Origin of the sequence: Glutamicibacter sp. NPDC087344 (assembly GCF_044744225.1) — a bacterium.
Taxonomy (GTDB): domain Bacteria; phylum Actinomycetota; class Actinomycetes; order Actinomycetales; family Micrococcaceae; genus Glutamicibacter.
The window spans coordinates 1-26,490 of record NZ_JBIUXY010000016.1 but is presented as its reverse complement, the minus strand read 5'-3'; the positions used below and the strand labels follow the sequence as shown (position 1 = coordinate 26,490).

Annotated in this window: 23 protein-coding genes and 1 tRNA gene; 13 read left to right on the top strand and 11 right to left on the bottom strand. The window is 59.9% G+C overall.

Annotated elements, in window-relative coordinates:
• Nucleotides 1–25: 25 nt before the first annotated feature.
• From ACIOWL_RS19985 to menD, 3 genes are all read left to right on the top strand, one after another.
• Nucleotides 26–1,021: an o-succinylbenzoate synthase gene (locus ACIOWL_RS19985; RefSeq protein ID WP_400389329.1), complete on the top strand. Its 996-nt coding sequence runs from the start codon at nucleotides 26–28 to the stop codon at nucleotides 1,019–1,021.
• A gap of 122 nt (nucleotides 1,022–1,143) precedes the next feature.
• Nucleotides 1,144–3,243 carry a PhoX family protein gene (locus tag ACIOWL_RS19980; RefSeq protein WP_400389327.1) on the top strand — a complete coding sequence of 700 codons (2,100 nt, stop codon included), beginning with the start codon at nucleotides 1,144–1,146 and terminating at the stop codon, nucleotides 3,241–3,243.
• A gap of 152 nt (nucleotides 3,244–3,395) precedes the next feature.
• Nucleotides 3,396–5,096, top strand: coding sequence for a 2-succinyl-5-enolpyruvyl-6-hydroxy-3-cyclohexene-1-carboxylic-acid synthase (gene menD / locus ACIOWL_RS19975; protein WP_400389324.1), 1,701 nt, complete (start codon nucleotides 3,396–3,398; stop codon nucleotides 5,094–5,096).
• 102 nt (nucleotides 5,097–5,198) lie between these two features.
• Here menD and ACIOWL_RS19970 read toward each other — a convergent pair whose 3' ends face one another.
• From ACIOWL_RS19970 to ACIOWL_RS19955, 4 genes are all read right to left on the bottom strand, one after another.
• Nucleotides 5,199–5,984, bottom strand: a complete 786-nt coding sequence (locus ACIOWL_RS19970; protein WP_400389321.1) for an amino acid ABC transporter ATP-binding protein — start codon at nucleotides 5,982–5,984, stop codon at nucleotides 5,199–5,201.
• A gap of 13 nt (nucleotides 5,985–5,997) precedes the next feature.
• Nucleotides 5,998–6,789, bottom strand: coding sequence for an amino acid ABC transporter permease (locus ACIOWL_RS19965; RefSeq protein ID WP_400389318.1), 792 nt, complete (start codon nucleotides 6,787–6,789; stop codon nucleotides 5,998–6,000).
• Nucleotides 6,790–6,885: 96 nt separating this feature from the next.
• Complete coding sequence (locus tag ACIOWL_RS19960; protein ID WP_400389316.1) at nucleotides 6,886–7,683, bottom strand: ABC transporter substrate-binding protein; 798 nt, start codon at nucleotides 7,681–7,683, stop codon at nucleotides 6,886–6,888.
• A 170-nt stretch (nucleotides 7,684–7,853) separates the two neighbouring features.
• Nucleotides 7,854–9,191 (bottom strand): isochorismate synthase MenF, encoded by a 1,338-nt coding sequence (locus ACIOWL_RS19955; RefSeq protein WP_400389314.1) that lies wholly within the window; start codon nucleotides 9,189–9,191, stop codon nucleotides 7,854–7,856.
• A gap of 308 nt (nucleotides 9,192–9,499) precedes the next feature.
• Between ACIOWL_RS19955 and ACIOWL_RS19950 the strand changes: the two genes are divergently transcribed.
• Nucleotides 9,500–10,597 carry a polyprenyl synthetase family protein gene (locus ACIOWL_RS19950; protein ID WP_400389311.1) on the top strand — a complete coding sequence of 366 codons (1,098 nt, stop codon included), beginning with the start codon at nucleotides 9,500–9,502 and terminating at the stop codon, nucleotides 10,595–10,597.
• Between the two features lie 79 nt (nucleotides 10,598–10,676).
• Here the strand turns inward: ACIOWL_RS19950 and ACIOWL_RS19945 are convergent, their stop codons facing one another.
• From ACIOWL_RS19945 to ACIOWL_RS19935, 3 genes are read right to left on the bottom strand one after another with little or no spacing between them, the layout of a single operon-like run.
• Nucleotides 10,677–11,189, bottom strand: a complete 513-nt coding sequence (locus tag ACIOWL_RS19945; RefSeq protein WP_400389308.1) for an HIT family protein — start codon at nucleotides 11,187–11,189, stop codon at nucleotides 10,677–10,679.
• On the bottom strand, nucleotides 11,189–11,623 hold the full coding sequence (locus ACIOWL_RS19940) for a hypothetical protein (RefSeq protein ID WP_400389305.1): 435 nt from the start codon (nucleotides 11,621–11,623) through the stop codon (nucleotides 11,189–11,191). Before ACIOWL_RS19940 ends, ACIOWL_RS19945 begins: the two co-directional genes overlap by 1 nt.
• 19 nt (nucleotides 11,624–11,642) lie before the next feature.
• Complete coding sequence (locus ACIOWL_RS19935; protein WP_400389302.1) at nucleotides 11,643–13,046, bottom strand: PucR family transcriptional regulator; 1,404 nt, start codon at nucleotides 13,044–13,046, stop codon at nucleotides 11,643–11,645.
• A gap of 116 nt (nucleotides 13,047–13,162) precedes the next feature.
• On the opposite strand from ACIOWL_RS19935, the gene ACIOWL_RS19930 reads away from it, so the two are divergent.
• From ACIOWL_RS19930 to gabT, 3 genes are all read left to right on the top strand, one after another.
• Nucleotides 13,163–14,761 carry a sodium-dependent transporter gene (locus ACIOWL_RS19930; RefSeq protein WP_400389299.1) on the top strand — a complete coding sequence of 533 codons (1,599 nt, stop codon included), beginning with the start codon at nucleotides 13,163–13,165 and terminating at the stop codon, nucleotides 14,759–14,761.
• 3 nt (nucleotides 14,762–14,764) lie between these two features.
• Nucleotides 14,765–14,902 carry a methionine/alanine import family NSS transporter small subunit gene (locus ACIOWL_RS19925; RefSeq protein WP_400389296.1) on the top strand — a complete coding sequence of 46 codons (138 nt, stop codon included), beginning with the start codon at nucleotides 14,765–14,767 and terminating at the stop codon, nucleotides 14,900–14,902.
• A 195-nt stretch (nucleotides 14,903–15,097) separates the two neighbouring features.
• The gene (gene gabT, locus ACIOWL_RS19920; RefSeq protein WP_400389293.1) at nucleotides 15,098–16,441 is read left to right on the top strand and encodes a 4-aminobutyrate--2-oxoglutarate transaminase; all 1,344 of its coding nucleotides are present in this window, start codon (nucleotides 15,098–15,100) and stop codon (nucleotides 16,439–16,441) included.
• A 111-nt stretch (nucleotides 16,442–16,552) separates the two neighbouring features.
• Here the strand turns inward: gabT and rarD are convergent, their stop codons facing one another.
• Entirely contained in the window at nucleotides 16,553–17,491 is a 939-nt protein-coding gene (rarD, locus tag ACIOWL_RS19915; RefSeq protein ID WP_400389290.1) for an EamA family transporter RarD, read from the bottom strand.
• 255 nt (nucleotides 17,492–17,746) lie between these two features.
• Between rarD and htpX the strand changes: the two genes are divergently transcribed.
• Entirely contained in the window at nucleotides 17,747–18,625 is an 879-nt protein-coding gene (gene htpX / locus ACIOWL_RS19910) for a zinc metalloprotease HtpX (RefSeq protein WP_400389288.1), read from the top strand.
• A gap of 93 nt (nucleotides 18,626–18,718) precedes the next feature.
• Here the strand turns inward: htpX and ACIOWL_RS19905 are convergent, their stop codons facing one another.
• A complete protein-coding gene (locus tag ACIOWL_RS19905) occupies nucleotides 18,719–19,207 on the bottom strand; it encodes a YajQ family cyclic di-GMP-binding protein (RefSeq protein WP_400389286.1) in 489 nt (162 codons plus the stop codon).
• Between the two features lie 181 nt (nucleotides 19,208–19,388).
• Here ACIOWL_RS19905 and ACIOWL_RS19900 point away from each other — a divergent pair.
• Nucleotides 19,389–19,470 (top strand) — tRNA-Tyr (locus tag ACIOWL_RS19900).
• A 127-nt stretch (nucleotides 19,471–19,597) separates the two neighbouring features.
• Entirely contained in the window at nucleotides 19,598–19,972 is a 375-nt protein-coding gene (trxA, locus tag ACIOWL_RS19895) for a thioredoxin (RefSeq protein WP_400389283.1), read from the top strand.
• 18 nt (nucleotides 19,973–19,990) lie between these two features.
• On the opposite strand, the gene ACIOWL_RS19890 is transcribed toward trxA, so the two are convergent.
• Nucleotides 19,991–20,962 carry a DNA-3-methyladenine glycosylase family protein gene (locus ACIOWL_RS19890; protein WP_400389280.1) on the bottom strand — a complete coding sequence of 324 codons (972 nt, stop codon included), beginning with the start codon at nucleotides 20,960–20,962 and terminating at the stop codon, nucleotides 19,991–19,993.
• Nucleotides 20,963–21,098: 136 nt separating this feature from the next.
• Here ACIOWL_RS19890 and ACIOWL_RS19885 point away from each other — a divergent pair, with 136 nt between their 5' ends.
• Both ACIOWL_RS19885 and ACIOWL_RS19880 read left to right on the top strand, forming a co-directional pair.
• A complete protein-coding gene (locus ACIOWL_RS19885) occupies nucleotides 21,099–22,463 on the top strand; it encodes a cystathionine beta-synthase (RefSeq protein WP_400389277.1) in 1,365 nt (454 codons plus the stop codon).
• Nucleotides 22,464–22,488: 25 nt separating this feature from the next.
• Complete coding sequence (locus tag ACIOWL_RS19880; RefSeq protein WP_400389275.1) at nucleotides 22,489–23,646, top strand: cystathionine gamma-synthase; 1,158 nt, start codon at nucleotides 22,489–22,491, stop codon at nucleotides 23,644–23,646.
• Nucleotides 23,647–23,735: 89 nt separating this feature from the next.
• Here the strand turns inward: ACIOWL_RS19880 and ACIOWL_RS19875 are convergent, their stop codons facing one another.
• A complete protein-coding gene (locus tag ACIOWL_RS19875; RefSeq protein WP_400389273.1) occupies nucleotides 23,736–24,164 on the bottom strand; it encodes a hypothetical protein in 429 nt (142 codons plus the stop codon).
• Between the two features lie 304 nt (nucleotides 24,165–24,468).
• Here ACIOWL_RS19875 and ACIOWL_RS19870 point away from each other — a divergent pair, with 304 nt between their 5' ends.
• Nucleotides 24,469–26,367, top strand: coding sequence for a DEAD/DEAH box helicase (locus ACIOWL_RS19870; protein WP_400389270.1), 1,899 nt, complete (start codon nucleotides 24,469–24,471; stop codon nucleotides 26,365–26,367).
• Nucleotides 26,368–26,490 lie beyond the last annotated feature (123 nt).

The window sequence follows — 26,490 nt, the reverse complement described above, 5'->3', positions numbered from 1 at the left end:
TCAACACCATGGCTAGGCTTGGAGTATGAATTTTCCCTTGCCAGCCGTGGAAGAAATCCTCAGCAACAGCCACGTGGTTCGCTTGCCCATGCAGGTGAAGTTTCGTGGAGTGACCCAACGTGAGGCGCTGCTGATCCAAGGACCCGCCGGGTGGGGGGAATTCTCCGCCTTCCTCGAATACGGGCCGGCCGAAGCCTCGCGCTGGCTGGCGGCGGCTATCGAAGCGGCGTATCAGCCATTCCCGGAACCACGGCGCACCAGCATCCCTGTCAACGCGACACTGCCAGCAGTCCCTGCCGGTGACGTTGGCAGGGTGCTAGAACGCTACGATGATCCGCACACCATCAAAATCAAGGTCGCCGAGCAAGGCCAGGACCTTTCCCAAGACCTCGCCCGTGTCGCCGAGACTCGCCGCCTCTACCCGGAAGCGGCACTGCGGGTGGACGCCAACATGGGATGGGATATCCCCACCGCGGTTCACGCACTCAGTGCGCTCAGCGAATTCGATTTGCAGTATGCCGAACAGCCGGTTCCCGGGATTACCGGACTTGCCGAAGTTCGATCGCAGTTGCGCAACGCCGGAATCGGCCTGAAAATTGCGGCGGATGAAGCCGTGCGTAAACACACCGACCCGCTGGAAGTCTCCCGGTTGGGGGCCGCCGATTTGATGATCATCAAGGCTCAGCCTCTGGGAGGGATTCAGGCGGTCCTGGACATCGCTGCGCACGCCGAATTGGATGTGGTGGTCTCCAGCGCGCTAGACACCTCCGTGGGACTAGCGCAGGCGGCCGCACTAGCCAGCGCCCTGCCCGAGCTTCCTTATGCCTGCGGCCTGTCTACCGGAAACCTTTTCGCAGACGACGTGACCGACACGCCGTTGCTAGCCACCGCAGGCTACCTGCCGGTGCGTCGAGTCGAACCGCAAGCTCACAAGCTCTCCACGCTGTATCCGGGCCGTGAGCGTGAAGCATGGTGGCACCTGCGGGTGCGCGAGTGCTACCAACAGCTGCTGGAGCCATAGGACGCTGGGGCGGGAATTAGCCTTGCGTTAACCTCCTGTGCAAATTTTGACCATGTCCGGATGAAAACCTCGAATCGCTTCACCCCCTGACGAGCGAGCCACACCGAGGAAGTGACGGATCCATGAATCCCACCCGTACCCAGCTGCCAATGCTTGGCCACACCCGTGGCGGACGTTCCGCGGCGACCTGCCACTTCAAATGCGCAGATGCCTGCGCCAAGCCGGATTGCAATAACTCATCCAACGACTATTTCCGCGACATTGCCGACGCGGCACTCTCTCGCCGCCAAATCTTTGGCCTAGGAGCGGTTGGAGCCTCCGCCCTGGTCATCGGCCCGCAGCTGTTCGGTGCACCAGCGTCGCAGGCGGCAGAAGTCGCGGTAGCCGGCAAAAACTCGAGCGGTGGCGGAAAACTGGCCTTTGAGGCCATCGGCCCGGTGTCGCGTTCGGTGGACACCATGAGTGTTCCCGAAGGTTACGACTGGCACAGCATCATCCGCTGGGGTGACCCACTGTTCAAACGATCCGCGGAATTTGATGCCCAGAAGCAGAGCGCCCGCAAACAGGCCGAACAGTTCGGCTACAACTGCGACTACCTGGACATCATCGTGGACAAATACTCCGGCCGCACCGGTGTGCTGGTCGCGAATCACGAGTACACCAATGAAGACATGATGTTCGCCTCCGACTGGTTTGAAAACAACAAAGACGAAGCACGCCGTATCGCCATGAACGCCCATGGATTCAGCATCGTGGAGGTCTCGCGCAAAAAGAACAACAAAAAATGGACCTATGTTCGAGGCGGCGAACGAAACCGCCGCATCACCATGAGCACCGAGTTCGCGGTGGACGGTCCGGCGGCAGGAAGCAACCTGCTCAAAACCCGTGCCGACCGCAAGGGAACAAAGATTCTGGGCACTCTGAACAACTGCGCCGGCGGAACCACCCCCTGGGGAACCATCCTGTCTGGGGAAGAAAATATCGATCAATACTTCCGCGGACGCGGGACCGAGCAGGAGGCACGCTACGGCATTGCCGCCCAAGCCACCGAACGCGGTTGGGAAGAAACCGACCCGCGGTTCGGCCTGCACCATGAAGGGTATGAGAACGAGGCAAACCGTTTCGGTTGGGTGGTGGAAATCGACCCGCAGAATCCGGACTCCACCCCGGTCAAACACACCAGCCTCGGCCGCTTCAAGCATGAAGGCGCCAACGTGCGGATCGCCAGCAACGGCAAGGCGGTCGCCTACTCGGGTGACGATTCACGGTTCGAATACATCTACAAGTTCGTCTCGGCGTCGAAATACCGAAAAAACGACCGCCGGCACAACATGAAACTGCTCTCCGAAGGCGACCTGTATGTGGCCAAGTTCGCAGGTAACTCACCGGCCAGCGAGATCGATGGAAGCGGCGCATTGCCCAGCGACGGCGCCTTCGACGGGACCGGCACCTGGGTGCCGCTGGTCCGCGCCGGTGTCTCAATGGTGGAAGGCATGAGCCTGGAAGAGGTGCTGGTCTACACGCGCCTGGCCGCAGATAAGGTAGGCGCCACCAAGATGGACCGCCCCGAAGATGTGGAACCAAGCCCGGTCTCCGGCAAACTCTACGTGGCGTTGACCAACAACACCGACCGAGGAAAAGAAGGAAAAGAATCAGCCACCGAGCAGAACCCGCGCAACGCCAACCGCGACGGCCACGTGCTGGAACTCACCGAAGCCGGAAACGATGCGACCGCGACCAAGTTCACCTGGAACATCCTGCTGGTTGCCGGTGACCCGAAGGTCAACTCCTCCACGTATTTCTCCGGTTACCCGGCGAATAAGGTTTCCCCGATCTCCTGCCCGGATAATCTAGCCTTCGATTCGGCCGGCAACCTGTGGATCTCCACCGACGGAGCACCGAGCACCATTGGCTACTCCGATGCCTTGCACAAGGTCACGCTCAGTGGAAAGAATCGCGGCAGGGTGGAACAGTTCCTCGCGGTGCCCACCGGCGCAGAAACCTGCGGGCCGGTCATCCATGACAAGGACGGTTCTGTGTTCGTTTCGGTGCAACACCCCGGAGAAGGCGGCACCTTTGACCAACCGGCATCCCTTTTCCCTGACTTTGTGAAGAACGCTGGAAAGGCAAAGAAGGGACAGTTCTACGGTCCACGGCCAACTGTTGTCCAGGTCTTCAAGGAACAGAAGGGCTCCAAGGGTCACGGGCACGGCAAAAACTAAACCCCGCGGGTGCAACGGTGCGGTGGCGGGGGAAGCATAACACTTCCTCCCGCCGCGCTGGGAACCGAAAAACGAACGTGAATCTTAAGGGCTCGTTCACTGGATAGACTTGGAAGGATGTTTTCCGGCCAAGACTTGAGGTGACCGACCGCGTGAGTGCGCAGCAAGATGGACAGCGTGCCATTGCCACAGCCCGCGAAGTGCTCTGCGCACTGATCGCCGCAGGAATCAGGGACCTGGTGATCTCCCCGGGGTCACGCAGCGCCCCGCTGGCCTACGCCGCAGCAGAAGCTGAAGCCGCGGGGAAACTGCAGATCCATGTACGCATCGATGAACGCTCTGCGGCGTTCATGGCACTGGGTATATCCCAAGCCACCCAAACCCCGGTAGCCATCGTGGCCACCAGCGGCTCAGCCATCGGGCAGATGCTGCCGGCCGTGATGGAAGCGAATCACACCGGCACCGCGTTGCTGGTCCTCTCCGCAGACCGTCCCGACGAATTGCACGGCACCGGGGCTAGCCAAAGCACCCGGCAGAAAAACCTCTTCGGAGAGCACGTGCGCGCCGCCCTGAACGTCCCGGCAGGGCACAGCCCCGCCACTGCCCTTGAATCGTCGCTGGCGGCATTGCGAGGCAACGCACTCACCGCCCCCGGCCCGGTCCAGCTCAACCTCCAATTCCGTGACCCATTAACGCCGGAAGACGACGCGAGCATCGATAACCAGCCGTGGACTCAGATCCACCCCGGAAACTGGAAACCGGCCGCGGACAAACTCCCCGACATGTCGTGGCCGCGCCCAGAAGCTGCCACCACACGGCGCACAGTGGTGGTGGCCGGGCATGGGGCGGGGGCCGAAGCCCAAGCCTTCGCCCAGCACCTGGGGCTCCCGCTGTTTGCCGAACCGTCCTCCAACGCACGCTTTTCCGCGAATGCAATTCGCCACTACCGCCCGCTGATCGCGGTAGGGCTTGAACAGATCGAGCGCGTGGTGCTTTTTGGCCGTTCCACCCTCAGCCGACCAGTCGGGCAGCTCCTGGCAGCTGAGCATCTTGACTCTGTGATCTGGGAGCCATCACCTGCACCCTGGTATGAATCCGGACGCCGGCGCGAAGTGCCGGTGGCCAACCGGCAAGAATTGGTGGACTTCGCCGGTAATGCAGCGCAAGGATGGCTGGCATCCTGGCAGCACCTCGATGTCCAGGCGCAGGAAATTCGCAGCGCAATGCAGGACCCCGCGACACTCACCGGTGCGGGTGCGGCCACTGAGATTTGGAACGCGGCGGTTCCCCAATTGCTTTTGGGTTCCTCAAATATTGTTCGCGACTTCGACCTCGCAGCCGACCCGCTGCAGCCAGGCGCGGGCCGCTGCCATGCCAATCGTGGGTTGGCCGGCATTGACGGGACCATCTCCACCGCGCTGGGCCTAGCGATCGGCAGTGGCGAACGAACCCTTGCGGTCATGGGGGATATTACCTTCGCCCACGATGCCAGTTCCCTGATCTTCAGCCCTGACGAGCAAAAACCCACCGTGGACGTGGTGGTCTACAACGACGGGGGAGGAGCGATCTTCTCCACCTTGGAACACGGTCAGGTTGAGCTCTCGCACCGTTATGGGAACAGCGTGGAACGGCTTTTCGCCACACCCCAGCAGATGAACCTGGCAGCGCTCGCCGAAGGCTACGGCTGGGAATACCATCGGGTCTCAGACCCGGCCGAGCTGGCCTCGCTCTTGGCACAAAGTACACCACAGCAGCTTCGCCTAATAGAGATCCCGGCGGAACGCCAGAGCCTGCGCGCAGATCAGCTGGAACTCAACCAACGAATTGCCCAGTTGTCCTGGCCAGAGTATTAAACTGATTCGAAGCATCCGTGCTGGAGGACAGCACAAAGCCCCGGCGGGTATCCAGATTCTGGAAACCCCGCCGGGGCTTTAGTCATGCATCTATCTATGGAATCATTCGATATCCACGTGGGTCGGATCAAGGACTCGACGCAGGAAGTCCTTGGTGCGCGGTTGCTGAGGATTGCCAATCACCTCGGCTGCTGGGCCCTCTTCGACCACAACGCCGCCGTCCATAAAAAATACGCGGTCTGCGACTTCTTTGGCAAAGCCCATCTCGTGGGTGACCACGAGCATGGTCATGCCCTCGCGGGCAAGGTTTTTCATAATGGCCAAAACTTCGCCGACGGTCTCCGGATCCAGGGCACTGGTCGGTTCATCGAAGAGCATCAAGGTCGGTTCCATGGACAGCGCACGGGCAATCGCCACACGCTGCTGCTGGCCGCCGGAGAGCTCATCCGGGTAGCGGCTCCCGAAGTCTCCCAGCCCAACGCGCGCAAGGTTTAGTTCCGCCGTGGCCTTGGCTTGGACCTTGTCTCGTTTGAGCACCTTGATCTGAGCGACGGTGCAGTTTTCCAGCACGGTCAGGTGCGGGAACAGGTTGAACTGCTGGAAAACCATGCCGACACTCTGGCGCATCTTATCGAGGTTCACCTCGGGATCGGTGGCTTCAAAGCCGCCTACATGGATGGAGCCGCCATTAGGCTTTTCCAGCAGGTTCACGCAGCGCAGCAGCGTGGACTTGCCCGAACCCGAAGGCCCGATCAGGCACACTACCTCGCCAGGTTTCACATCGAGGCTGATGCCCTTGAGCACCTCGTTGTTGCCGTAGGACTTTCGCAGATCCTTGATTTCCACACCCGCGGCTCGTTGAGCCATGGTGTTCTTTTCAGCGGTCATTCTCAGTCCCTTCCTAACGCTTGGTCCGAGCCGAGCGAGATTCAAACTTCCGTGCCACCAGGCTCAACGGAATGGTGATGACCAGGTAGAACAGGCCGGCGGCCACCAGCGGGGTGATGCCGGCGTCCAGTGACTGGATACCGTCGCGGCCGAACTTGGTCATTTCGTACTGGGCCATCGACGCACCCAGGATGAACGCCAATGATGAATCCTTGGTCAGCAAGATGATTTCGTTGGTCATCGGCGGAAGCACAATCTTGAACGCCTGGGGAATCACAATGGTGACCATCGCGCGCCAGGCAGGCATGCCTAGGGAGCGGGCGGCCTCGGTCTGGCCCTTGGGCACTGCCTGCAGGCCGGCACGCAATGTTTCTGCGATGTACGCCGAGGAAACCAGGCCCAAGGCCAACATGATGTTCACCGGCTGCGGCCAGGTGGTGCCGAACGCTTGGGGGAGGCCAAAACCGAAGGCCAACAGTACCAAGATCGCGGGGATTCCGCGGAAGAACTCAACAAATCCGGTGGCGAACCACCGGTAGGGGGCAAAGGAGGCCATCTTCATCAAAGCCAGGATCAGGCCGACAACCAAACCGAAGGCGAAGGAGATGACGGTGTAGAAGATGGTGTTTTTGAGCCCAACAATGATCAGGTCCGGGAACATCGGCCCGAGTTTGTCAAAGGAGAAAAACGCGTAGCGGGTTTTCTCCCAGTCAAGGGACAACAGGACCGCGATGATAATCGCGAAAAAAACGACAATCTGGATGGTCTTACTCAGGCGGGCGCGCTGACTAGTGGTCATTGCCATGGTGTACCTCTCGTAAAGGTCGCGGGGGCCAAGGCGGCACCTGAACCAGGATTTACCGTGGCCCCCGCGTCAAAATAGTCCGTTAGCGGCGAGTGCTTACTTCTCGCCGAACCACTTCACGGTCAGAGTTTCCATCTCTCCCGAGTCGGTCAGGCGCTTCAGGGTGCCGTTGACCAGCTCAAGGGTTGCCGCCTTGTCCTTCGGAACGGCCACACCCAGCTGCTCGCCGGTCTTGAAATCGGCGACGACCGAGTAGCCCGGCTTGTCCTTGATGGCGTAGCCCAGGACGGACTGGTTGCCCAGCAACGCTTCAACCTGTCCGGCCAGCAAGGCCTGGGTCTGCAGTCCCGCATCCTCGTAACCGACAATGTTGTTCAGATCGTTTTCCTTGCCGTACTTTTCGCCGGTGGTGGCCTGCTGAACGCCGACCTTTTTGTCCGCGGCGGAAGCCAGATCGGTGATCCCGGAACCTTCCTTGGCAATCAGCACCAGGTCGTCATCCATGTAGGGGGTGGAGAAATCCATTTTTGCCTTGCGGGCATCGGTGATGGAGATCGAGGAGATGGCGATATCGCACTGGGACTTGAACAAGCCGGATTCGATCGAGTCGAAGCTTGCGTCGATGACGTTGAGTTCAACGTTTGCGTCCTTGGCAAGTTCTGCGGCAACGTCCATGTCGAAACCGACGTTCTGGCCGTCCTTGACGAATTCAAATGGCTCGTAGGGAATGTCCGAGCAGACGGTGAGCTTGCCGGCATTGATGAAGCTTGCCTCGCCCGAGGCCTCTGCTGATGGCTCGGCTGCACCGTTGTCTGAGCCGCAGGCGGTCAGGGCCAACAGGGCCACGGAGGTTGCAGCCAGGGTGGTGGCGAATCGTTTGGTGGTCAGACGCATAGGATCAAAACCTACTTTCGGGTAATGCGAGTGGATCGTTGCGTACGCACAATCATAACCACGCGATGACGAGGATGAGATTCACCTCACACACATCTTGACGAGAATAAGCAATACTTAGGCTCGAAAAGTGATCATTACCCGATGGCCGGTAGGTGTTCTAGCTTTCGCTACTCGGCACCCAGCGCTTGGCGCATCGGACGCATCTTGGCCCAGGACTCTGCCAACTCGTCTTCGGGCACCGAACCGGGAACGATGCCGCACCCGGCGTACAGGCGCATCAGATTATTCTCCTCCAGGATGCCGCCACGCAAGGCGATGCCGAATTCGCCGTCGCCCCGCGAATCCACCCAGCCCACCGGGCCGGCATACGGCCCGCGGTCAAGGCCCTCCAGCTGGCGCAGAACCACACCCGCGCGTTTGGTGGGTGTGCCGCACACAGCTGCGGTGGGATGGAAGATCTCGGCGATGTCCAGGGCGGAGGGCAGGGCTCCGGTGGCATCGGGGCGAAGTTGGGCGCGGACATCACTGGCCAAGTGCCAGACGTTGGGCAGCTGAAGGATAAATGGTTGGTCGGGGGCCTGCATCCCGTGGGAGATGGGATTCAGGGATTCGGTCAATGAATCGATGGCCAGCTGATGCTCATGGCGTTGTTTGGGATCGTCAAAAAGTCGATCTTTGGCGAAGTCTGGATGCTCGGCGCCTTCTGTGGCGCGGTCCAGGGTGCCGGCCAGGACCCGGGCTTCGGCCACTCCATTGGTGACACGGACCAGCATTTCCGGTGTGGCTCCAACCAAGCCGTCCACTGCATAGGTCCAGCAGTCGCCGTATTGGTCGGTCAGCGCCGCCACCACCTGTGACAGGTCGATGGGTTTGCTGCTGCGCGCCAGGATATCCCGGGCCAGCACCAGCTTGGAGATGCCGGACTCACCGAAAGTGCCCAGCGCTTGGCGCACCGCTTCCAGGTAGGCGCCGGCGGTCAGCTGTCCGCTGGACAATTCGATCTCGCCTTGCTCGGTTGCTGGCAGTGCGGCATTGTCCATGGCCAGTTCGGCCCGTTGCAGGGCCTGCTCCAAGGTCAGGCCCGCAAGCTGTTCGGCGCTGCCGGTCACCGTGATCCAGGATTTCTGATCATCTTGCCCCAGCACGATCTCCGGGATCACAAGACGCGAGTTGAAACTGCTGGTGAAGGAAAAAGCGAAGGAGCCAAAGGCGATCAGGCCGCTGCCGGGACGGCTGATCGGATCGATGATCGTCGCCTGGCTTAATAACTGGCTAAACCACGTTCGTGCATCGAGAAACCGGTGCTCCCCACGGGTGGTGAGCCTGGCGGCGATTCCGAAACCGACCAGCCCGCGTCCACGCCGCGTCCAGACCATGCTGCCATGGCGAAGGGAATCGGAAATGAGGTGCTCGGAGGCACCTTCGTACTCGAAAGTGATGCTGGTTAACACGGGTGCCGAGGCGTAAAGGCCGCTGGCACCGAGAACGGACGAATCTGCAGACATGATAGGGCTAAGCCTACCGCGCTATGACCGGCAAACACCTGCCGGGGTGTCCGTGCTCACCAGCACGGCGCGCGGCTGTGACTTTCAGCGGGTTGAGTCTCGCGAATGCGCACGACCCGGTAAACTCGGTGTTGACCAGTTTCGCGGCCTAATAGACATGCCATAAAACACGGCAATTCAAGGTTTGCGAGCGTTCAGTGGAACGCATCGGATAGAGTGAAGTGATGTTTATGCACCCACAGCGTGTATAGATTGTCCTCGTTCAATGCGATGACCAACCCGATGAAAGATAAGTAAGCCGTAAAACAGTGACTGATTCCAAGAGCAACTGGACCGCAGCCGGACACGAGGTGTCCGACTCGATTGAGCTGAATCCTGAAACCGCAGTGCTTGCTGCGGCCATTAATCTTCCCTCGGGCTTTGCAATGATCGCCGAGGATCCTGACTTTGGGCCCGCCATCTCCACCGGCATGGCCAAGGTGGAGAAGCTGCTGCGCGACGCGTTGGCCAACTCCGATCCGTTGATTGATGCCTCCAGCCGGCATCTGGTGGAGGCCGGCGGCAAAAGGGTGCGCCCCTTGCTGGTGCTGCTCACCGCCCTGCTGGGACATGGTGTCACCGATGAGGTGATCAAGGCGGCCGCCGTGGTGGAGCTGACCCACTTGGCAACCCTGTATCACGACGACGTGATGGACTCCGCGCCGATGCGCCGCGGGGCTCCGACCGCCCACGAGGTCTGGGGTAATTCAGTTGCGATTCTGGCTGGAGACCTGATTTTTGCCCGGGCTTCGGTCTTCGGTGCCGATCTTGGACCGGAAGCGGTGAACTGGCAGTCGCGGACCTTTGAACGTTTGTGCCTAGGCCAGTTGCATGAATCGATCGGCCCACGCGATGGAGAAGACCCCATTGCCCATCACATCCAGGTGATCAGCGACAAAACTGCATCACTGCTGGCAACCTCCGGTGCTTTCGGCGCACGTTTCGGCGGTATTCCCCAGTTTATCGAGGTGCTGCGCGACTACGGTGAAAAGGTCGGCGTGGCTTTCCAGGTGGCCGATGACGTGATCGACATTGCCTCCAAGGAAGCCGATTCGGGCAAAACCCCGGGCACGGACCTGCGTGAAGGGGTGCCAACCCTGCCGGTTTTGCTGCTGCGTCAAGCCGCTGAGAACGGCGACGCCCAGGCCCAGGCCGCCGTTCAGCTGGTGGACTCGGACCTGACGACCGATGAAGCCCTGGCGAAGGCAGTGGATGCTGTCGCCAGCCACCGTTCGGTCCAGGACGCATGGAATGTGGCCCGCCGGTGGGCTGATGACGCAATTGAGGTGCTCGCACCCTTGCCGGACGGCACCGTGAAATCCGCATTGATTTCCTTCGCAGATGCAGTGGTGACCCGCGAGGCCTGAGCCAGGTTGCCTGCACAATAGAAGTAGTCCTGCATTTTCCTTTGGGGGAAATGCAGGACTATTTTTATGCGAGGCGCTCCTAGCGTTGCACGTCGGTCTCGAAGAGCCGCTGAGGATGAGCGTCGGAAAAGAGCACGGCCCGCAGCTGCTGCGCCTTGAGCGCGCGATCTTCAACCGGAACCCGGTGGCGAAGCTGGCGGTACAGTTCATCGTCCCAGTACCTCGGGAAAATGTGCTGGTGATAGTGCCACACGTGCTGATTGCCGGCCGGTTCGTTGTGCTGCCGGGTGCTGGTGCCATCCGGATTCCACGCCAGCTTCATGGCCAGCGCAATACGCCGGGTTTCCCGCATGATGGCCGCACCGATTTCTTCATCCAGGTCGTATAGCGACTCCAGATGAGCGGTGGGGATAATCATCACGTGCCCGCCGAAGTTCCCGAAACCGTCACAGGCCATGATCGCGGCGACCTGCTCGGTTTGATAGATCAGGTCGGTGGGTGCGCACAGGTTCGTCTCGCTAAACGGCAACTCGTTAACCAGCTCGCAGAACGGGCACTGGTAGCCCTGTGGCTCGTGCGAACGATAGAGCACTAGTCCTCCAGCTCGGCTGCTAATTCCTCAAAAATCCATGCGAACATGTCCAAGGTGAACTCGCTGAAGGTGCCTTCTTCACTGACCCAGTTGCCCTTGGCGTTGTTACGGCGGTAAACAATCGGGTCCGGTACCTCAAGCTGGGATTGCTTGAAACCCCAGACAAATTTTTCTTCTTCATCTTCCAAAAACAGCAGGTAACCATCTTCGATTTCCAGCTCTTCGGGGTCGAAGAAGTAGTGGTAGGCCTCCATGAAGTCTTCGTTATTGCCCAACGCGAGGTAAAACTCCTCAAGGACAAAAGGGATCTGGACCTTGGACTGTGCCAGCCCGTCAGCCAATTCGCCGTCGGACAGGCCATCGGCTTCGTTCCACTGATCTTCGAGGTATTTCGGGACGAGTGAACGGAACTTCTCTAGAAACATGTCAGCCATGGGTTAATCCTATCTAGAACTAGCCCAACTCAAGCGCACTGAGCGCAATCCATAATTGAACCCTGTCGCTGGTGACGTTTGGATCATAGCCGGAGAGCTCGGCGATCTGCTGCATGCGGTAGCGTACGGTATTGCGATGCAGCCCCAAAGATTCGGCAACGGCCCCCACTGATCCATCGCGGTTTAGGTACTCGCGCAGGGTTTTCATCAGCCCCGAATCATGGGACAGGTCGAAATCTTGAATCGGCCCCAACGCCTCGGCCGCCAAATCCTGCAGCGGGACATCCCGGGCGGCCAGCAAAAGCGAGGTTAAGGAAAGTTTGGTGGGAACGTTCACCCGTTCGCCGTGGCGCAATGATTCAAGCGCCTCGAAGTAGCTCCAGCGGATTCCGGTGGTGTTCGAGTATCTCCCGCCGTACCCAACCTTGGCGGGGATTCCGGCGGTGGCAAGGTAGGCATCGAGCCGGTCAACCGAGAGCTGAACCTGTTTATAGGCCACGATGACTACCAGCCGGTCTTCAACGATGGCGGTGACCTGTGAGTCCAGGTCGGCGGGCAGCGGCAGGGTCTGCAAACGCTCCGCCTGGCCATGGGCCTGAACCAAAACGACCGAGTGCTCGCGTTGCGATTCCAAGCCCAACGCCCCCAGACGCACCGCCGCGTCAGAACCGGAGAGCACCCCTGAGGCAAGATCGGCTAAGACCTGGCCGTTGGCCAAACGCTGTGAGGCGCGCAGCCGTGACTTGTTGGTCAGCTCCAAGCCAATCAGCGACTGGGCGTATTCCACAATTGGATCATGAGCATAAGGTTCAGCGATGTGCAGGGTGCAGCGGTCTCGCAATCCGGTGGCCACCGGCAGCTCATGCCAGTTCCGTGTTGCCTCGAAGTCCCCGCTGATCACCTCTCCATGCAGGCTCAGGGCGACATCCGTGTGCAGCATCTTAGACAGCTCGGTGAGCATGCGGTCAAGATCCGAGGACAAGAGGGACTGCGCCAGCTTCTGGTGGGCCTTGAGAAGGTTTTCCACCCGCTTGACGTGGTCTGCGTTTAACGCTTCGGCGATGAGGCGTGAAATGGCGGCGAACGGCGTTTTGTAGGGTACCTCGATGACCGGCAACCCCACCTCACGGGCCGCAGCCAGGACCGGCTCGGGGACACTTTCATGTTCGAGCCCGATACCGAAGCCGAGGGCAACCACATCATTTGCCGCCAAGGTGCGGACAAACTCGCGCTGTGTTGACGCAGACTTCTGGCGAACACCGGTAGTCATCACGATCTCCCGTCCGGTGAGGAACTTGGAAGGATCGAGCAGCTCGGTCACCGCACCCCAGGTAATCACGGTCTCCAGGGCATGCGTTGGATCGGTTAAAGCCTTCAAACCAAGCTCGCCATGATCTAGCAGTCCGCGTAAACTAATCGCCATAGGTTCATTCTATGGTGCGATAGCGATTGAAACGATTTACGCATAATGCTCAAGATCATTGTCGAAAAATGCTGAGAATTGATCACTTTGCAAAATTTTTGCGCTAGCTTAGTGGGATGAGCTCTCAATCATCCACTCAGGGCGCTGCGCTCGCACCAGAGAAGCGTGAGACATTTTCTTCACGCAAGCTCTTTATTCTCTCCGCGATCGGTTCGGCCGTTGGTTTGGGAAACATCTGGCGTTTCCCCTACGTCGCCTACGAAAATGGTGGCGGCGCCTTCTTGATCCCGTATATCGTCGCAATCTTCTGCGCCGGTATTCCACTGCTATTCCTCGACTATGCGATCGGGCACCGCTACCGTGGCTCGGCACCGCTGTCCTACCGCAGGGCAAACCGCAAAACCGAAATCATCGGTTGGTGGCAGGTCCTGATCTGTTTCGTAATCGCTATCTACTACGCGGCCATCATCGCGTGGGCCGCCATGTACTGCTGGTACTCGGTGACCAAGGCGTGGGGTAACGATGCCGAAGGATTCTTCTACGGCGAGTTCCTTAACACCGCAGACACCGTAGGGGTCTCCTTCGACTTCGTGCCGAACGTGTTTTTCCCGATGCTGATCGTCTGGATTTTCACCATCGTGATCATGGTTGCCGGAGTGAACAAGGGAATCGCTCGCGCCAACGCGGTGTTTATGCCGTTGCTGATCGTGATGTTCCTGATCTTGGTTGTCCAGTCGGTCTTCCTTCCCGGGGCCATCGACGGACTGAACGCATTTTTCACACCCAACTTTGACGCCTTGCAAAATCCAGCGGTGTGGGCTGCCGCCTTTGGCCACATCTTCTTCTCCCTGTCCGTGGCCTTCGGCATCATGGTCACCTACTCCTCATACATGAAACGCAAAAGCGATCTGACCGGCTCCGGCTACGTGGTGGCCTTGGCCAACTCAAGTTTTGAGATCCTGGCCGGCATCGGTGTCTTCGCGGCGTTGGGATTCATGGCCTACAACGCCAATTCGTCGGTGGACTCGGTAGTCTCCGGCGGTATCGGCTTGGCGTTTATCGCCTTCCCAACCATCGTGTCCGCAGCGCCGTTTGGCGCGCTGATTGGTGTGCTCTTCTTCGGCTCCCTGGTCTTCGCGGGCCTGACCTCGTTGATCTCTATCCTTGAGGTCATCGTGGCGGCCTTCCAAGACAAACTGGGTTGGGGTCGTGTGAAGGCAACTCTGATCGTCTCGATTCCGGTGGCCGTCGTATCCCTGCTGCTGTTCTCTGCCACCACCGGCATCTATTTGCTCGACACCATCGACGCGTTCGTCAACCAGTTCGGCATCCTGGCCTGTGCACTGGTGATGGTGATCGTCTTCGGTTCGGGTCTGGGTATGCTGCCAAAACTGGCCAAACACCTGAACCGTCACAGCTCCATCAAACTTGGGACCGGCTGGATGGTTTTGGTTGGCGGCATTGGACCTGCAGTCCTTGCCTACATGCTGATCAACGAGTTCCAGGCGAAAATCACCGAACAGTATTCCGGCTATCCGGCATGGTTCAACGGGGTCTTCGGCTGGGGGCTGTGCGGGTTATTGATCGTGGTTGCCGGACTCATTTCCTTGATTCCATGGAGCAAAAACTCAAAGCTCGAGGACCCGGAATATGACCAGCATCAACAGAACGTCCAAGCAGAAGCCGTTCCCGAAACCGTCTCGAAGGAGTACTGAGTCATGAGTATTGGCGCCATTATCATGTTGGTGATTTCCATCCTCTCGATCTGGGGCGGACTCGGTTTGGCTCTGCTGAACCTATCCCGCAATCCCGAGAAAACAGACGACGATGTGATCGAACCGGCGCACACACTGTAATCCCGGTACGGCACACCCACCGCGCCCCCGCTCGCACCGTTGCAACGGGGGCGCGGTGCATCTGTGCACTTGCACTACCAATCAGCTTGCCCCTTGTGCCGAAACCGGTAGTGTTACAAAAGTTGTCAACATATTCTGCTACTAGAACATTGCATTCTTTGGTGAATGCTTGAGCGATAGTGAGAGGAAAAGCTGGTGGACGTTACCTACCGCATTGAACAGAAGCGCAAGCTCGAAGGCCCCTTCCCCGGCCCCAAGTCGCAGGAGCTGACCGCTCGCCGCGCCAAGGCCATCGCGGCCGGCGTCGCTTCGACACTTCCGGTGTACGCAGCAGACGTCGACGGCGGCATCATTGTTGATGTCGACGGCAACCAGCTGATCGACCTGGGCTCAGGTATTGCCGTGACCACCGTGGGCGCCTCCAACCAGGCGGTAGCCAAGGCCGTGGCCGAACAGGCACAGCGCTTCACCCACACCTGCTTCATGGTTGCACCATACGAGGGCTACATTGCCCTGGCCGAAAAACTTGCAGCCATCACCCCGGGTACCTTCGAGAAGCGCGCGGCGTTCTTCAACTCGGGATCTGAAGCGGTAGAGAACGCCGTCAAGGTGGCCCGTGTTGCCACCGGCCGTCAGGCAGTTGTCGCCTTTGACCATGCCTACCACGGCCGTACCAACCTGACCATGGGCCTGACCGCCAAGGCGGCGCCCTACAAGCGCGGGTTCGGGCCGCTGGCACCAGAGATCTACCGGATGCCAATGAGCTACCCATTCCGCGAGGAGAACCCGAACATTTCGGGTAAGGAAGCCGCAGAGCGCGCCATCTTGGCCATGGAAAAGCAGATCGGTGGCGACCAGATTGCCGCGATCATCATCGAGCCTATCCAGGGTGAAGGCGGCTTCATCGTCCCGGCCACCGGCTTCCTGCCGCGCATCGCCGAATGGGCCAAGGAAAACGGCATTGTTTTTGTTGCCGACGAAGTCCAGGCTGGTTTTGCTCGTTCCGGTGCGTGGTTCGCCTCAGACATTGAAGATATTGAGCCAGATATCATCACCGTGGCCAAGGGTATTGCCGGCGGCATGCCGCTGTCCGGCATCATTGGCCGGGCCGAACTGATCGACTCGGTTCACGGCGGCGGCCTAGGCGGCACCTACGGCGGCAACCCGGTGGCCGTTGCGGCGGCCCTGGAATCCATCAAGTTCATGGAAGAGCAGGACCTTGCAGGACGTGCCCGCGAGATCGAAGAACTGTTCTTCACCCGTTTCACCGCTCTGCAGAGCGAAATCCCGGCACTGGGCGATGTGCGTGGCCGTGGCGCCATGGTGGCCCTCGAATTCGTCAAGGCCGGTGGCAAGCAGCCGGATGCCGCCGTGACCAAGGCCATCGCCGACGAGTGCCTGGCACAGGGTGTGCTGATCCTGACCTGCGGTACCTACGGCAACGTGGTTCGCCTGCTGCCGCCGTTGGTCATTGGCGACGAACTGCTAGCCGATGCATTCAACGTGCTGGAAGCGGCAATCCGCAAGCACGCAGCCTAGGCCCAAGCTAAGCCGATAGCCTCGGACTTAAACAACGTCCCCGCACCATGGTGCGGGGACGTTGTTACTTAAAGGCTGTGTGTGACAAGGGCGGCGGTCAACGTCGGCAGGCTACCCGAGCTGTTTCGGTTCCGGCATGGAACCGATTTTTGGGGCGCGCAACATGTCGATCAGCACAATGATCACCGCGACCCATACCAGCGCAAAACCGATCCACCGTTCCAGCGGCATGTGTTCGCCAAAAACCAAGAGTCCCAGGATGAACTGGATCAGCGGAGCCAGGAACTGCAAGGACCCAACGGTGCTCAGCGGCAGACGCCGCGCGGCACCACCGAAGAGCAGCAACGGGACGGCGGTGATAATGCCGCTGGCGGCCAACAGCAGCACCGTAGACGGGTCCGCGCTCACGAGTGTCGAGGAATCTGCCAGTGCGAGCCAGGCGATGAACCCCGCGGCGAAGGGCGTGAGCCATAACGTCTCCATGGTCAGGGTCCCCAGCGCGGTTCCGCTTTGCCCCACCTGGTTCTTGACTAAACCGTAAAACCCGAAGGAGAAGGCCAACCCCAGGGAAATCCACGGTACCCGGCCCAACCCGACGGTGAGGACGATCACCGAAACCGAAGCGAAACCCACAGCCACCCATTGCAGGGTTCGCAGGCGTTCCTTGAGCACCAGCACACCGAGCAAAATGGCGACGATCGGGTTGATGAAGTATCCCAGCGAGGCTTCCAGCACATGCCCGGTGAGTACGGCCATTGCGTAAAGCACCCAGTTCGCGGCGATCAAAAAGCTGGCCAACGCCAGCTGCCACATGGTTTTTCCTTCTTTGAACATGGCGGCGAACTGGCGCAGTTGTTTGGTTGCCAGCAGGAGCAAGGCACAGAAAATGAGGGAGAAAACTACGCGGACTGCCACAAATTCGAATGCGGAAATCTGCGGAAGCAATAGGAAATAGACCGGGAGCAATCCCCAGATCAGGTACGCGGTCGTTCCTTGGATCAGGCCGTAGCTGTGCTGCGAACGGATGGGTTTGACGGTGCGTGGTGTCATGCGAAGCAGAGCCCTTAGAACAAAGTGGGCTGTGGGCCCGGAAATGAGGTGTTGTGAATGTAGATCTGAACTTCACCGTATAACACCTTGCGCTCGGTGATATTCCTCGGGCTGCCAGCCAAGCGCGCGATGTCGCCAAGATCACCACAGGCTAGCGCCGGATTTTCAGTGTTCTCGGAACGCTGTGACCAGTCCGTGCGTTGATTAGACTAGGAAGACTAAAAGCAGAATTATCCTAAAGGGGAGTACGGCATCGTGCACGGACACAACAACGGATTCAAGACGGCCCTTTTGCTTGGTGGCATGTTTGCGTTGCTCCTGGCAATTGGCTCCCTCATTGCCAACGGAACCGGTAACGCGAGCTTCATCTGGATCTTCGCACTGATCGGTGTCGCCACCACCGCCTACGGCTACTGGAACAGCGACAAGATTGCCTTGCGTTCAATGCATGCCTACCCGGTGACCGAAGAACAGCAGCCAGCGATGTACCGAATCGTTCGGGAACTCTCAATGAATGCGCAGCAGCCCATGCCGCGCCTGTATGTTTCGCCCACCGCCTCACCCAATGCGTTCGCCACCGGACGCAACCCGCAGAATGCGGCGGTGTGCTGCACCGAGGGCATCATGCAGCTGCTCAACGAGCGTGAGCTTCGCGGCGTGCTGGGACACGAGCTCATGCACGTGTACAACCGAGACATCTTGACTTCCTCGGTGGCTGCGGCGATCGCCGGCGTGATCACCTCGCTGGCGCAGTTCCTGCTGTTTTTCGGCGGCGGAAACAACAACGATAATCGCAACGTCAATCCGATCGCCCTGATCGCGCTGTCGTTGCTCGCACCAGTGGCCGCCTCGATCATCCAGATGGCGGTCAGCCGCACCCGCGAATACGACGCGGATGAAGATGGCGCCAAGCTGACCAATGACCCGCTGGCCCTGGCCAGCGCCCTGCGCCGGCTGGAATCAGGGATCAGCGCGGCCCCACTGCCGGCCCAGGACCAGAAGCTGGTGAACAGCTCGCACCTGATGATCGCCAACCCGTTCGGCTCCAAGCTCAAGTCGATGTTCTCCACCCACCCGCCCATGGACCAGCGCATTGCCCGGCTTGAGGCCATGGCAGGAGGCCCGCAGTACTAATTCCTGCCCGGCAACGATTTTGGAACCTAGAAAGGCGAGGAGCCTGCCCAGAGGGCAGGCTCCTCGCCTTTACCTTGCCGCGGTGCGAAACGCCTAGCGGAAGTTCACGAACTGCAGGTCAGCTTCTTCGAAGTCGCGCAGCAGCGCCATGGTGGCCTGCAGGTCATCGCGGGACTTGGAGGAAACACGCAGTTCATCGCCCTGAATGGTGGACTTCACACCCTTTGGTGCCTCGTCGCGGATCAGCTTGTTGATCTTTTTCGCAACGTCCTGCGCGATGCCTTCCTTGATGCTGGCTTCGATGCGGTATTCCTTGCCCGAGGCGAAAGGCTCACCGGCATCCAACGACTTCAGGGAGATGCCGCGCTTGACCAGCTTGGACTGGAAGACATCCAGGACGGCGTTGACGCGCTCTTCCGAGCTGGCCTTCATCAAGATCTTCTCGCCGCTGAAATCAACCTCGGCACCCACGCCCTTGAAGTCGTAGCGCTGGGCGATTTCCTTCTGGGCCTGGTTCATCGCGTTGGCGACTTCCTGGCTATCAACCTTGCTGACGACGTCGAATGTGGAATCGCTAGCCATGTAAATACTCCTAGATGTAACGGTTCAGATTCGAGTTCAAGACTACCGGTTTTGGGCCCTGAATTCGGTCTGTGATCAGGGTTACAGCAAAAAGAGCCCTCTCGATTTCACAACACCGGAAATCTCCTGTAGAGTTATTTCTCGTTCCGACAAGAACAAATGTTCTCAAACGGAGCGACTCGGCAGATTACCCGAGTGGCCAAAGGGGGCTGACTGTAAATCAGCTGGCAACGCCTTCACTGGTTCGAATCCAGTATCTGCCACAAATAACTCCCAGATCGAAAGATCTGGGAGTTTTTTGATTATCCGGAAGTTATTCCCGATCTGGCCAAGGTTCGTTAAATCTCCCATTTCTGGGAATTCACCATGCTCGTCCGCTACCGTGGAAGCATGGCAACTAAAAATGTGAGCGAAAACGACTTCGCGCAGCTGATCGAAGCGAACGATATTGTCCTCGTGGATTTCTGGGCTGCGTGGTGCGGTCCTTGCCGCCAGTTCGCCCCGGTGTATGAGCAGACTTCGGAAAAGTTCACCGACGTCGTCTTTGCGAAGGTTGATACCGAGGCGGAACAGGGTCTGGCCCGGGCCGCGAACGTCACCTCAATTCCAACCATCATGGCTTTCCGTGAAAAGGTACTGGTCTTCTCGCAGGCCGGCGCCCTGAACGCCAGCCAGCTCGAAGACCTGGTGACCGCGGTTAAGGGTATTGATATGGGTGAGGTCCACGCGCAGATCGCCCAGGAAGCCGCGCAGGCAGAGTCCTAGGAACCCGCGCTTCGGGTTCTAGCGTTCCCGGTGGTCCAATGGCGCGTAGCGGGGCCCGAAGCTTTGTTTTCGCTCGCCCGAAAGCTGCAGCAGGCGGATGACCCGTTGTCGATGCGGGGCGAACGGAGCAAGCAACTGGAGCATCCCGGAATCGTCTACACGGCGCCCGGTCAGTACCTGGCCTACGAATCCGGCCAGATGAAAGTCTCCCACGGAGATCAGATCTGTGGCTCCGTGGGATCGTTGAAGCGTCTCCGCGACGGTCCACGCCCCGATGCCGGGCAGGGATAACAGCGCGGCCTGTAGGGTGCCTGGCGGTTGCGCTCCGGGTTTGCTGGTCTCCATCGGTTTTTCCGCCCACCATTCAAGGCTTCGGGCGACCGGCGCGAGTTGACGCAAGGTCCGCGCCCGTTGCTGGTCTACCCGAGCCTCCTGCCATTCCCAGCGGGTCATCGTTGCGATCTGCGAGGCTCCCGGGGCGATGCGCAACCCATCGGGCGCAGGCCCGGGCGCTGGGCGCCCCTTGTGGCGGATGAGCCACCGCCACGCATAATTCGCCTCGATACCGGTGACCCGCTGTTCGAGGACTGCACCCAGCAGATGATCAAAAATTCGATTGGTGCGGGGGAGAATGACATCCCGGTGCAGGCTGCGTGTATGCTGCACAATTTCGGGGAGCCCCGCGGCGAACTCCGGGGCGTCAAACTCGCTCCAATTGTCGCCGGCACCTAAAAGATCCGGTGCATATCTCACGGCCCACTCTGCGCCAGGGCCCCACGCCTGAAATATTGCGGGATCATTAAGCGAAGCCTTGCAAATTCGTAACGAGGCATCGCCGGTTGGTGTTCCCAGCGCAAACCACACCTCGGTGGGGGACAAACGAATCGTGGGATCTCCGAGCCCGCGCCGTAGAACACCCAATGACTTGGCTAAAGAAACGGGCCGCTGAGGGTCATAAGTTCCGCTGTGCGTGGACTGATCTTTAGTCACCGACAAGTGTTTCCTTTGCTCCCGAGATCTTTCAAGGGCTCATCCAACTACACCACAATTGGCCAACCGGTGACTGCGTGACGTTAAGCTACGACGGGCAACGACAAGTATGACGCGCGCCGGTAAAGTTCTTGACATGAAGTATGCGCCTACCGTGTTGGACCTGATCGGCAACACACCGCTCGTTAAACTTAATCGTGTTACCGAAGGCATCAAAGCCACGGTCCTAGTGAAGCTCGAATACCTGAATCCAGGCGGCTCCATCAAGGACCGAATTGCACTGAAGATGATTGAACGTGCCGAACGCAGCGGCGACTTGAAGCCCGGCGGCACCATCGTCGAACCAACCAGCGGCAATACCGGTGTGGGACTTGCCATGGTGGGGCAGCTCAAGGGATACAACACCATTTTTGTCACCCCGGATAAGGTTGGCGAGGAAAAGCGTGATGTGCTGCGTGCCTACGGTGCGCAGGTTGTGGTGACCCCCACAGCGGTTGCCCCTGATTCGCCGGAGTCCTACTACGGCGTTTCCGACCGTTTGGTCACCGAAATCGACGGTGCATACAAACCAGATCAGTTCTCCAATCCCGGCGCCCCAGACAGCCACTTTGAAACAACCGGCCCCGAAATCTGGGCCGATACCGACGGTACGTTGACCCACGTGGTGATCAGTGCGGGGACCGGTGGAACCATCACCGGCACCGGACGCTACCTGAAACAGATCTCTGCTGACCGTGCAACGGGCCCGGTTAAGGTCATTGCGGCCGATCCAGATGGCTCGGTTTATTCCGGGGGTACCGGGCGTCCCTACTTCGTTGAGGGCGTAGGCGAAGATATGTGGCCGGGCAACTATGACCCGGCGGTACCGGACGTGGTTGAGGCCGTGACCGATGCGGAAGCCTTCGCGATGACCCGCCGGCTGGCCAAGGAAGAGGGCCTGCTCTTGGGAGGCTCCTCCGGCATGGCCGTGGCCGCCGCCCTGCGTGTTGCCCAGGACCTGGGTGAAGATGACGTTGTGGTGGTCATCGCCCCGGATGGCGGTCGAGGTTACCTTGCCAAGATCTACAACGAATCCTGGATGCTGACCCAGGGCTTCACCGGGGATGACAGCTCCGAGCTGCGCCGGATGGCCACCGCTCTGGCCACCGAACCGGTGATGACCATTTCAGTGGACACCACCCTGGCGCAAGCCGCCGCGTCATTGCGAGAATCGGGAGCGGACGCGTTGGTGGCAGCCAGTGCGCAGCTGCCCGCCCGCATCGGCGAAGTCCGTGGGGTGATCGGTGCCGCGCAGCTTACCGAAGCATTGCTTGCCGGCGCCGCCCCGGAAAGCACGCTGGCGCAGCTGGACTCGTTGCCCATTCCGCTACTTGGTGTCGGGCAGAGCCTGGAAGATGCCCAGGCGCTGTTGGCCGAAAATCCTGCCGTGTTGTTAACCGAAGATGGCGAGGTTGTCGCCGCCGTGACCGCGTCGGACCTCCTGGCATACGTCACCCGCTAGAGATTTCGAAAAGGATATATATTCAATGACTCAGAATCCTCAGGGTTCCAACACTCGTTTTGTCCACGCCGGCCAGGCGTTTGAGCCGGTCACCGGTGCCGTGGTGCCCCCGTTGCACTTCTCCTCCACGTACGCGCAGGAGGGCATCGGCCAGCTGCGCAGCGGCTACGAGTACGGCCGTGGCGGCAACCCAACCCGTGATGCGCTGCAGCTGCAGCTGGCTGCCGCCGAACACGGCACCCACGCCTTCTCCTTCGGGTCCGGTTTGGCTGCCGAGGATTCCCTGATCCGTGCCATCTTGCGCCCAGGGGACCACATTGTGCTGGGTAACGACGCCTACGGTGGAACCTTCCGCCTCATCGACCGCGTACTGGGCGCCTGGGGGATCGGGAACACCCCGGTAGACATGAGCGACGAGGCCGCCCTGACCGCGGCCATCGAGAAAAACAACGCGAAGCTGGTTTGGGTGGAAACCCCCTCCAATCCGATGATGAAAATCACCGACATCGCCAAGGCTGCGCAGATTGCTCACGCGGCCGGCGCCCTGCTGGTGGTCGATAACACCTTCGCCAGCCCGTTTTTGCAGCAGCCCTTGGCCCTGGGCGCCGACATCGTGGTGCACTCAACCACCAAGTACATCGGTGGCCACTCCGACGTGGTGGGTGGTGCGCTCATCGTCAAGGATGCCGAACTTGCCGAGAAGATCGGTTTCATCCAGTTCGCCGTGGGTGCAGTGTCGGGCCCGATGGATGCCTTCCTGACTACCCGTGGGTTGAAAACCTTGGGCGTTCGGATGCGCACCCACTCGGAAAACGCCGCACAGGTGGCTGCGTGGTTGTTGGAGCGTAAAGAAGTTGAGCGGGTGCTCTACCCGGGGCTGGAAAACCATCCGGGCCATGAGATCGCCAAGGCGCAGATGAGCGGCTTCGGCGGAATGGTCTCGGTGCAGTTCGCCGGCGGCGAAGCCGCGGCACGCACGGTGGCCGAAAGCACTCGCCTGTTCACCCTGGCCGAATCGCTCGGCGGCATCGAATCGTTGATGAACTACCCCTCGGAAATGACCCACGCGTCGGTCAAGGGCACCGAGTTGGCTGTTCCGGTGAACCTGCTACGCCTGTCGGTGGGTATTGAAGACACCGCGGACCTGATTGATGACCTAGAGCGGGCCTTCGCCGCGCTGTAGCTCAAAAACAGCACCAAAAAACTGATGCGCACCGAACCCTCAGGTTCGGTGCGCATCAGTTTTTGCGGGCTCCCAGCCGGTAGGTTCGGCTAGCGCCTGGGGCCGGGCGGGCGCTTGCGTGGCTTGGGAGAGACAATCTTGAAATAGCGATTGCTTGCCGGGGCCCACATCAAGGCCACACTGAACAAAACAATCGCGGCAAGGATTGAATACCTGCCCATCCGAAGCGCCATCGGCAGGGCGGCGATCAAGCCGACCCACGTCAACTGCGCGCGGGCCGAACGTTGGCCAAGGAATAGTCGATAACCCAAGATGCCGAAGGCAACCCCGGCGGCCAACAGCACGAGGACCAGTGCAATGGAGCCAAGATCAAGTGATCCGCGGTTGGATTGCTCGACTATCAGGAAGCCGCCGAATCCGACAAAAAGCAAACCCGCCAGCGCCCAGAGCAGCTGCGAGATCAGCAGCCCGCCGGGAACTGGCTCGTCCGGACGCCTGAAAAAATCACGAATATTCACGTGTTTAACCCTACTGGTTTTGTTGCGGTGCCCGATCTCACACAGCCCCGGCGCTGACAAACAGGGGTAATGTTCGCTAGCATTAAGTGTTCGCGAACATCAGGGTATCCCTTGCATCTGGCCCAATTTTTGAGGTTAGAGCCTTCTCGTGTTGTATTTCCGCAAAGTGTGTGCGGGTCTTTATGTCATAGGGGAGCGCTTGATGAGCGTGACTTGTATCTGACTGTGTAGCCTTGCGTCGTTTCTTTTGGGGACGGCTAGGCCTTTCCCCTAACGAATGAGGTAATTCTTCGTGTCTTCTGACATGCCCGTAAACACTGCCGACGCCCAGACCACCGAGGAACCAACGGTTACCTTCAGCGAACTTGGTTTGGATGCCCGCGTGCTTGCAGCACTGGCTGACCTTGGTTATGAAAAGCCATCACCAATTCAGGCCGCCACCATTCCGCTGTTGATCGACGGCCGCGATGTTGTTGGTCTGGCTCAGACCGGTACCGGCAAAACCGCCGCCTTCGCCCTGCCTGCCCTGTCCCGCATGGCAGAGCTGGCCGACCTGAACGGTCCGGCCACCACCCCGCAGATCCTGGTATTGGCTCCAACCCGCGAACTCGCGTTGCAGGTTGCCGAGGCTTTCACCTCCTATGCCAAGTACCTGCCTGACTTCACCGTGCTGCCGGTCTACGGCGGCTCGCCATACGGCCCGCAGCTGGCTGGCCTGCGCCGCGGCGCCCAGGTTGTTGTCGGTACCCCCGGCCGCGTGATCGACCACATCAACAAGGGTTCGCTGGACCTGTCCAACCTCCAGTACATGGTGCTGGATGAGGCCGACGAAATGCTGCGCATGGGCTTCGCCGAAGAGGTCGACAAGATCTTGGAAGCAACCCCGGAAGAGAAGCAGGTTGCCCTGTTCTCGGCCACCATGCCGCGCACCATCCGCCGCATCGCCTCGGAATACCTGCGCAACCCGCAGGAAGTGGCGGTCAAGTCCAAGCAGACGACCGGCGCCAACATCACCCAGCGTTACCTGCAGGTGATGGGTGCCCACAAGCTGGACGCCATGACCCGCATCCTCGAATCCGAGGAATTCGACGGTGTGATCGCCTTCGTCCGTACCAAGATGGCTACCGAGGACCTTGCCGACAAGCTGAAGGCCCGCGGCTTCACCGCAGCGGCCATCAACGGCGACATCCCGCAGCAGCAGCGTGAGCGTACCGTGGAGAACCTGCGTTCGGGCAAGATCGACATCCTGGTCGCCACCGACGTGGCAGCCCGTGGTCTGGACGTTGAGCGCATCTCCCACGTGGTGAACTTCGATATCCCTCACGACACCGAGTCCTACGTGCACCGTATCGGTCGTACCGGCCGCGCCGGTCGTAAGGGCGACGCGATCCTGTTCATGACCCCGCGTGAAAAGTACCTGCTGCGCGCCATCGAGAAGGCTACCCGCCAGTCGGTGACCCAGATGCAGCTGCCTTCCCTGGATTCGGTCAACAACCGTCGTATCCAGAAGTTCACCGACCGCATCGATGCCACCATCACCGGTCAGGACCTGGGAACCTTCCGCGAGATCGTTGAGCAGTTCGCTTCTCAGCATGAAGACCTTGATCACCTGGAGATCGCGGCAGCCCTGGCCCTCATGGCCCAGGGTGGTCGCCCGCTGCTGATGACCGAGCCGGTCATGCCACCAGCTAAGAAGGCCCGCCTGGAGCGTGACCGTGCAGAGCGCGGGGAGCGCGGCGATCGTGGCGAGCGCGGCCCACGCCGTGGCAAGACCGCGGCCGAGGGCAACGCCATGTACCGTTTGGCTGTTGGCCGTCGCAACCGCGTTCAGCCGGGCTCCATCGTTGGCGCACTGGCCAACGAGGGTGGCTTCAACTCCTCGGAAATCGGCGGCATTGAGATCCGTTCGGACCACACCCTGGTCGAGCTGCCAGCAGAGCTGAGCAAGGATCAGTGGCGTGCACTGTCCAACACCCGGATTGGCGGAGAGCCAATCAACCTGGAGCTGGACAATGGCCGCAAGCCGCGCCGTGAAGACGAGTCGGACCGTGGCGGCTACCGCGGCGGTCGCGGTGGCAGCTTCAACGACCGCAAGCGCTCCGGTGGCTTCCGCGGTGATGACCGCCGTGGCGGTGGCGAGAAGCGTTTTGGCGGCCGCAGCAAGGATCGCTTCAGCGATTCGGCTCGACGCCGTGACTACTAAGCACTAACGGCTTAGGAAATAGTACAAACCGTTCTCTAGAACCTATGCAAACAGGTTTCAAGTAGCCTGATGCTGTCTAGTTCCTGCTTCATCGAGACCGCTTACCGACACCAAACCATCAAG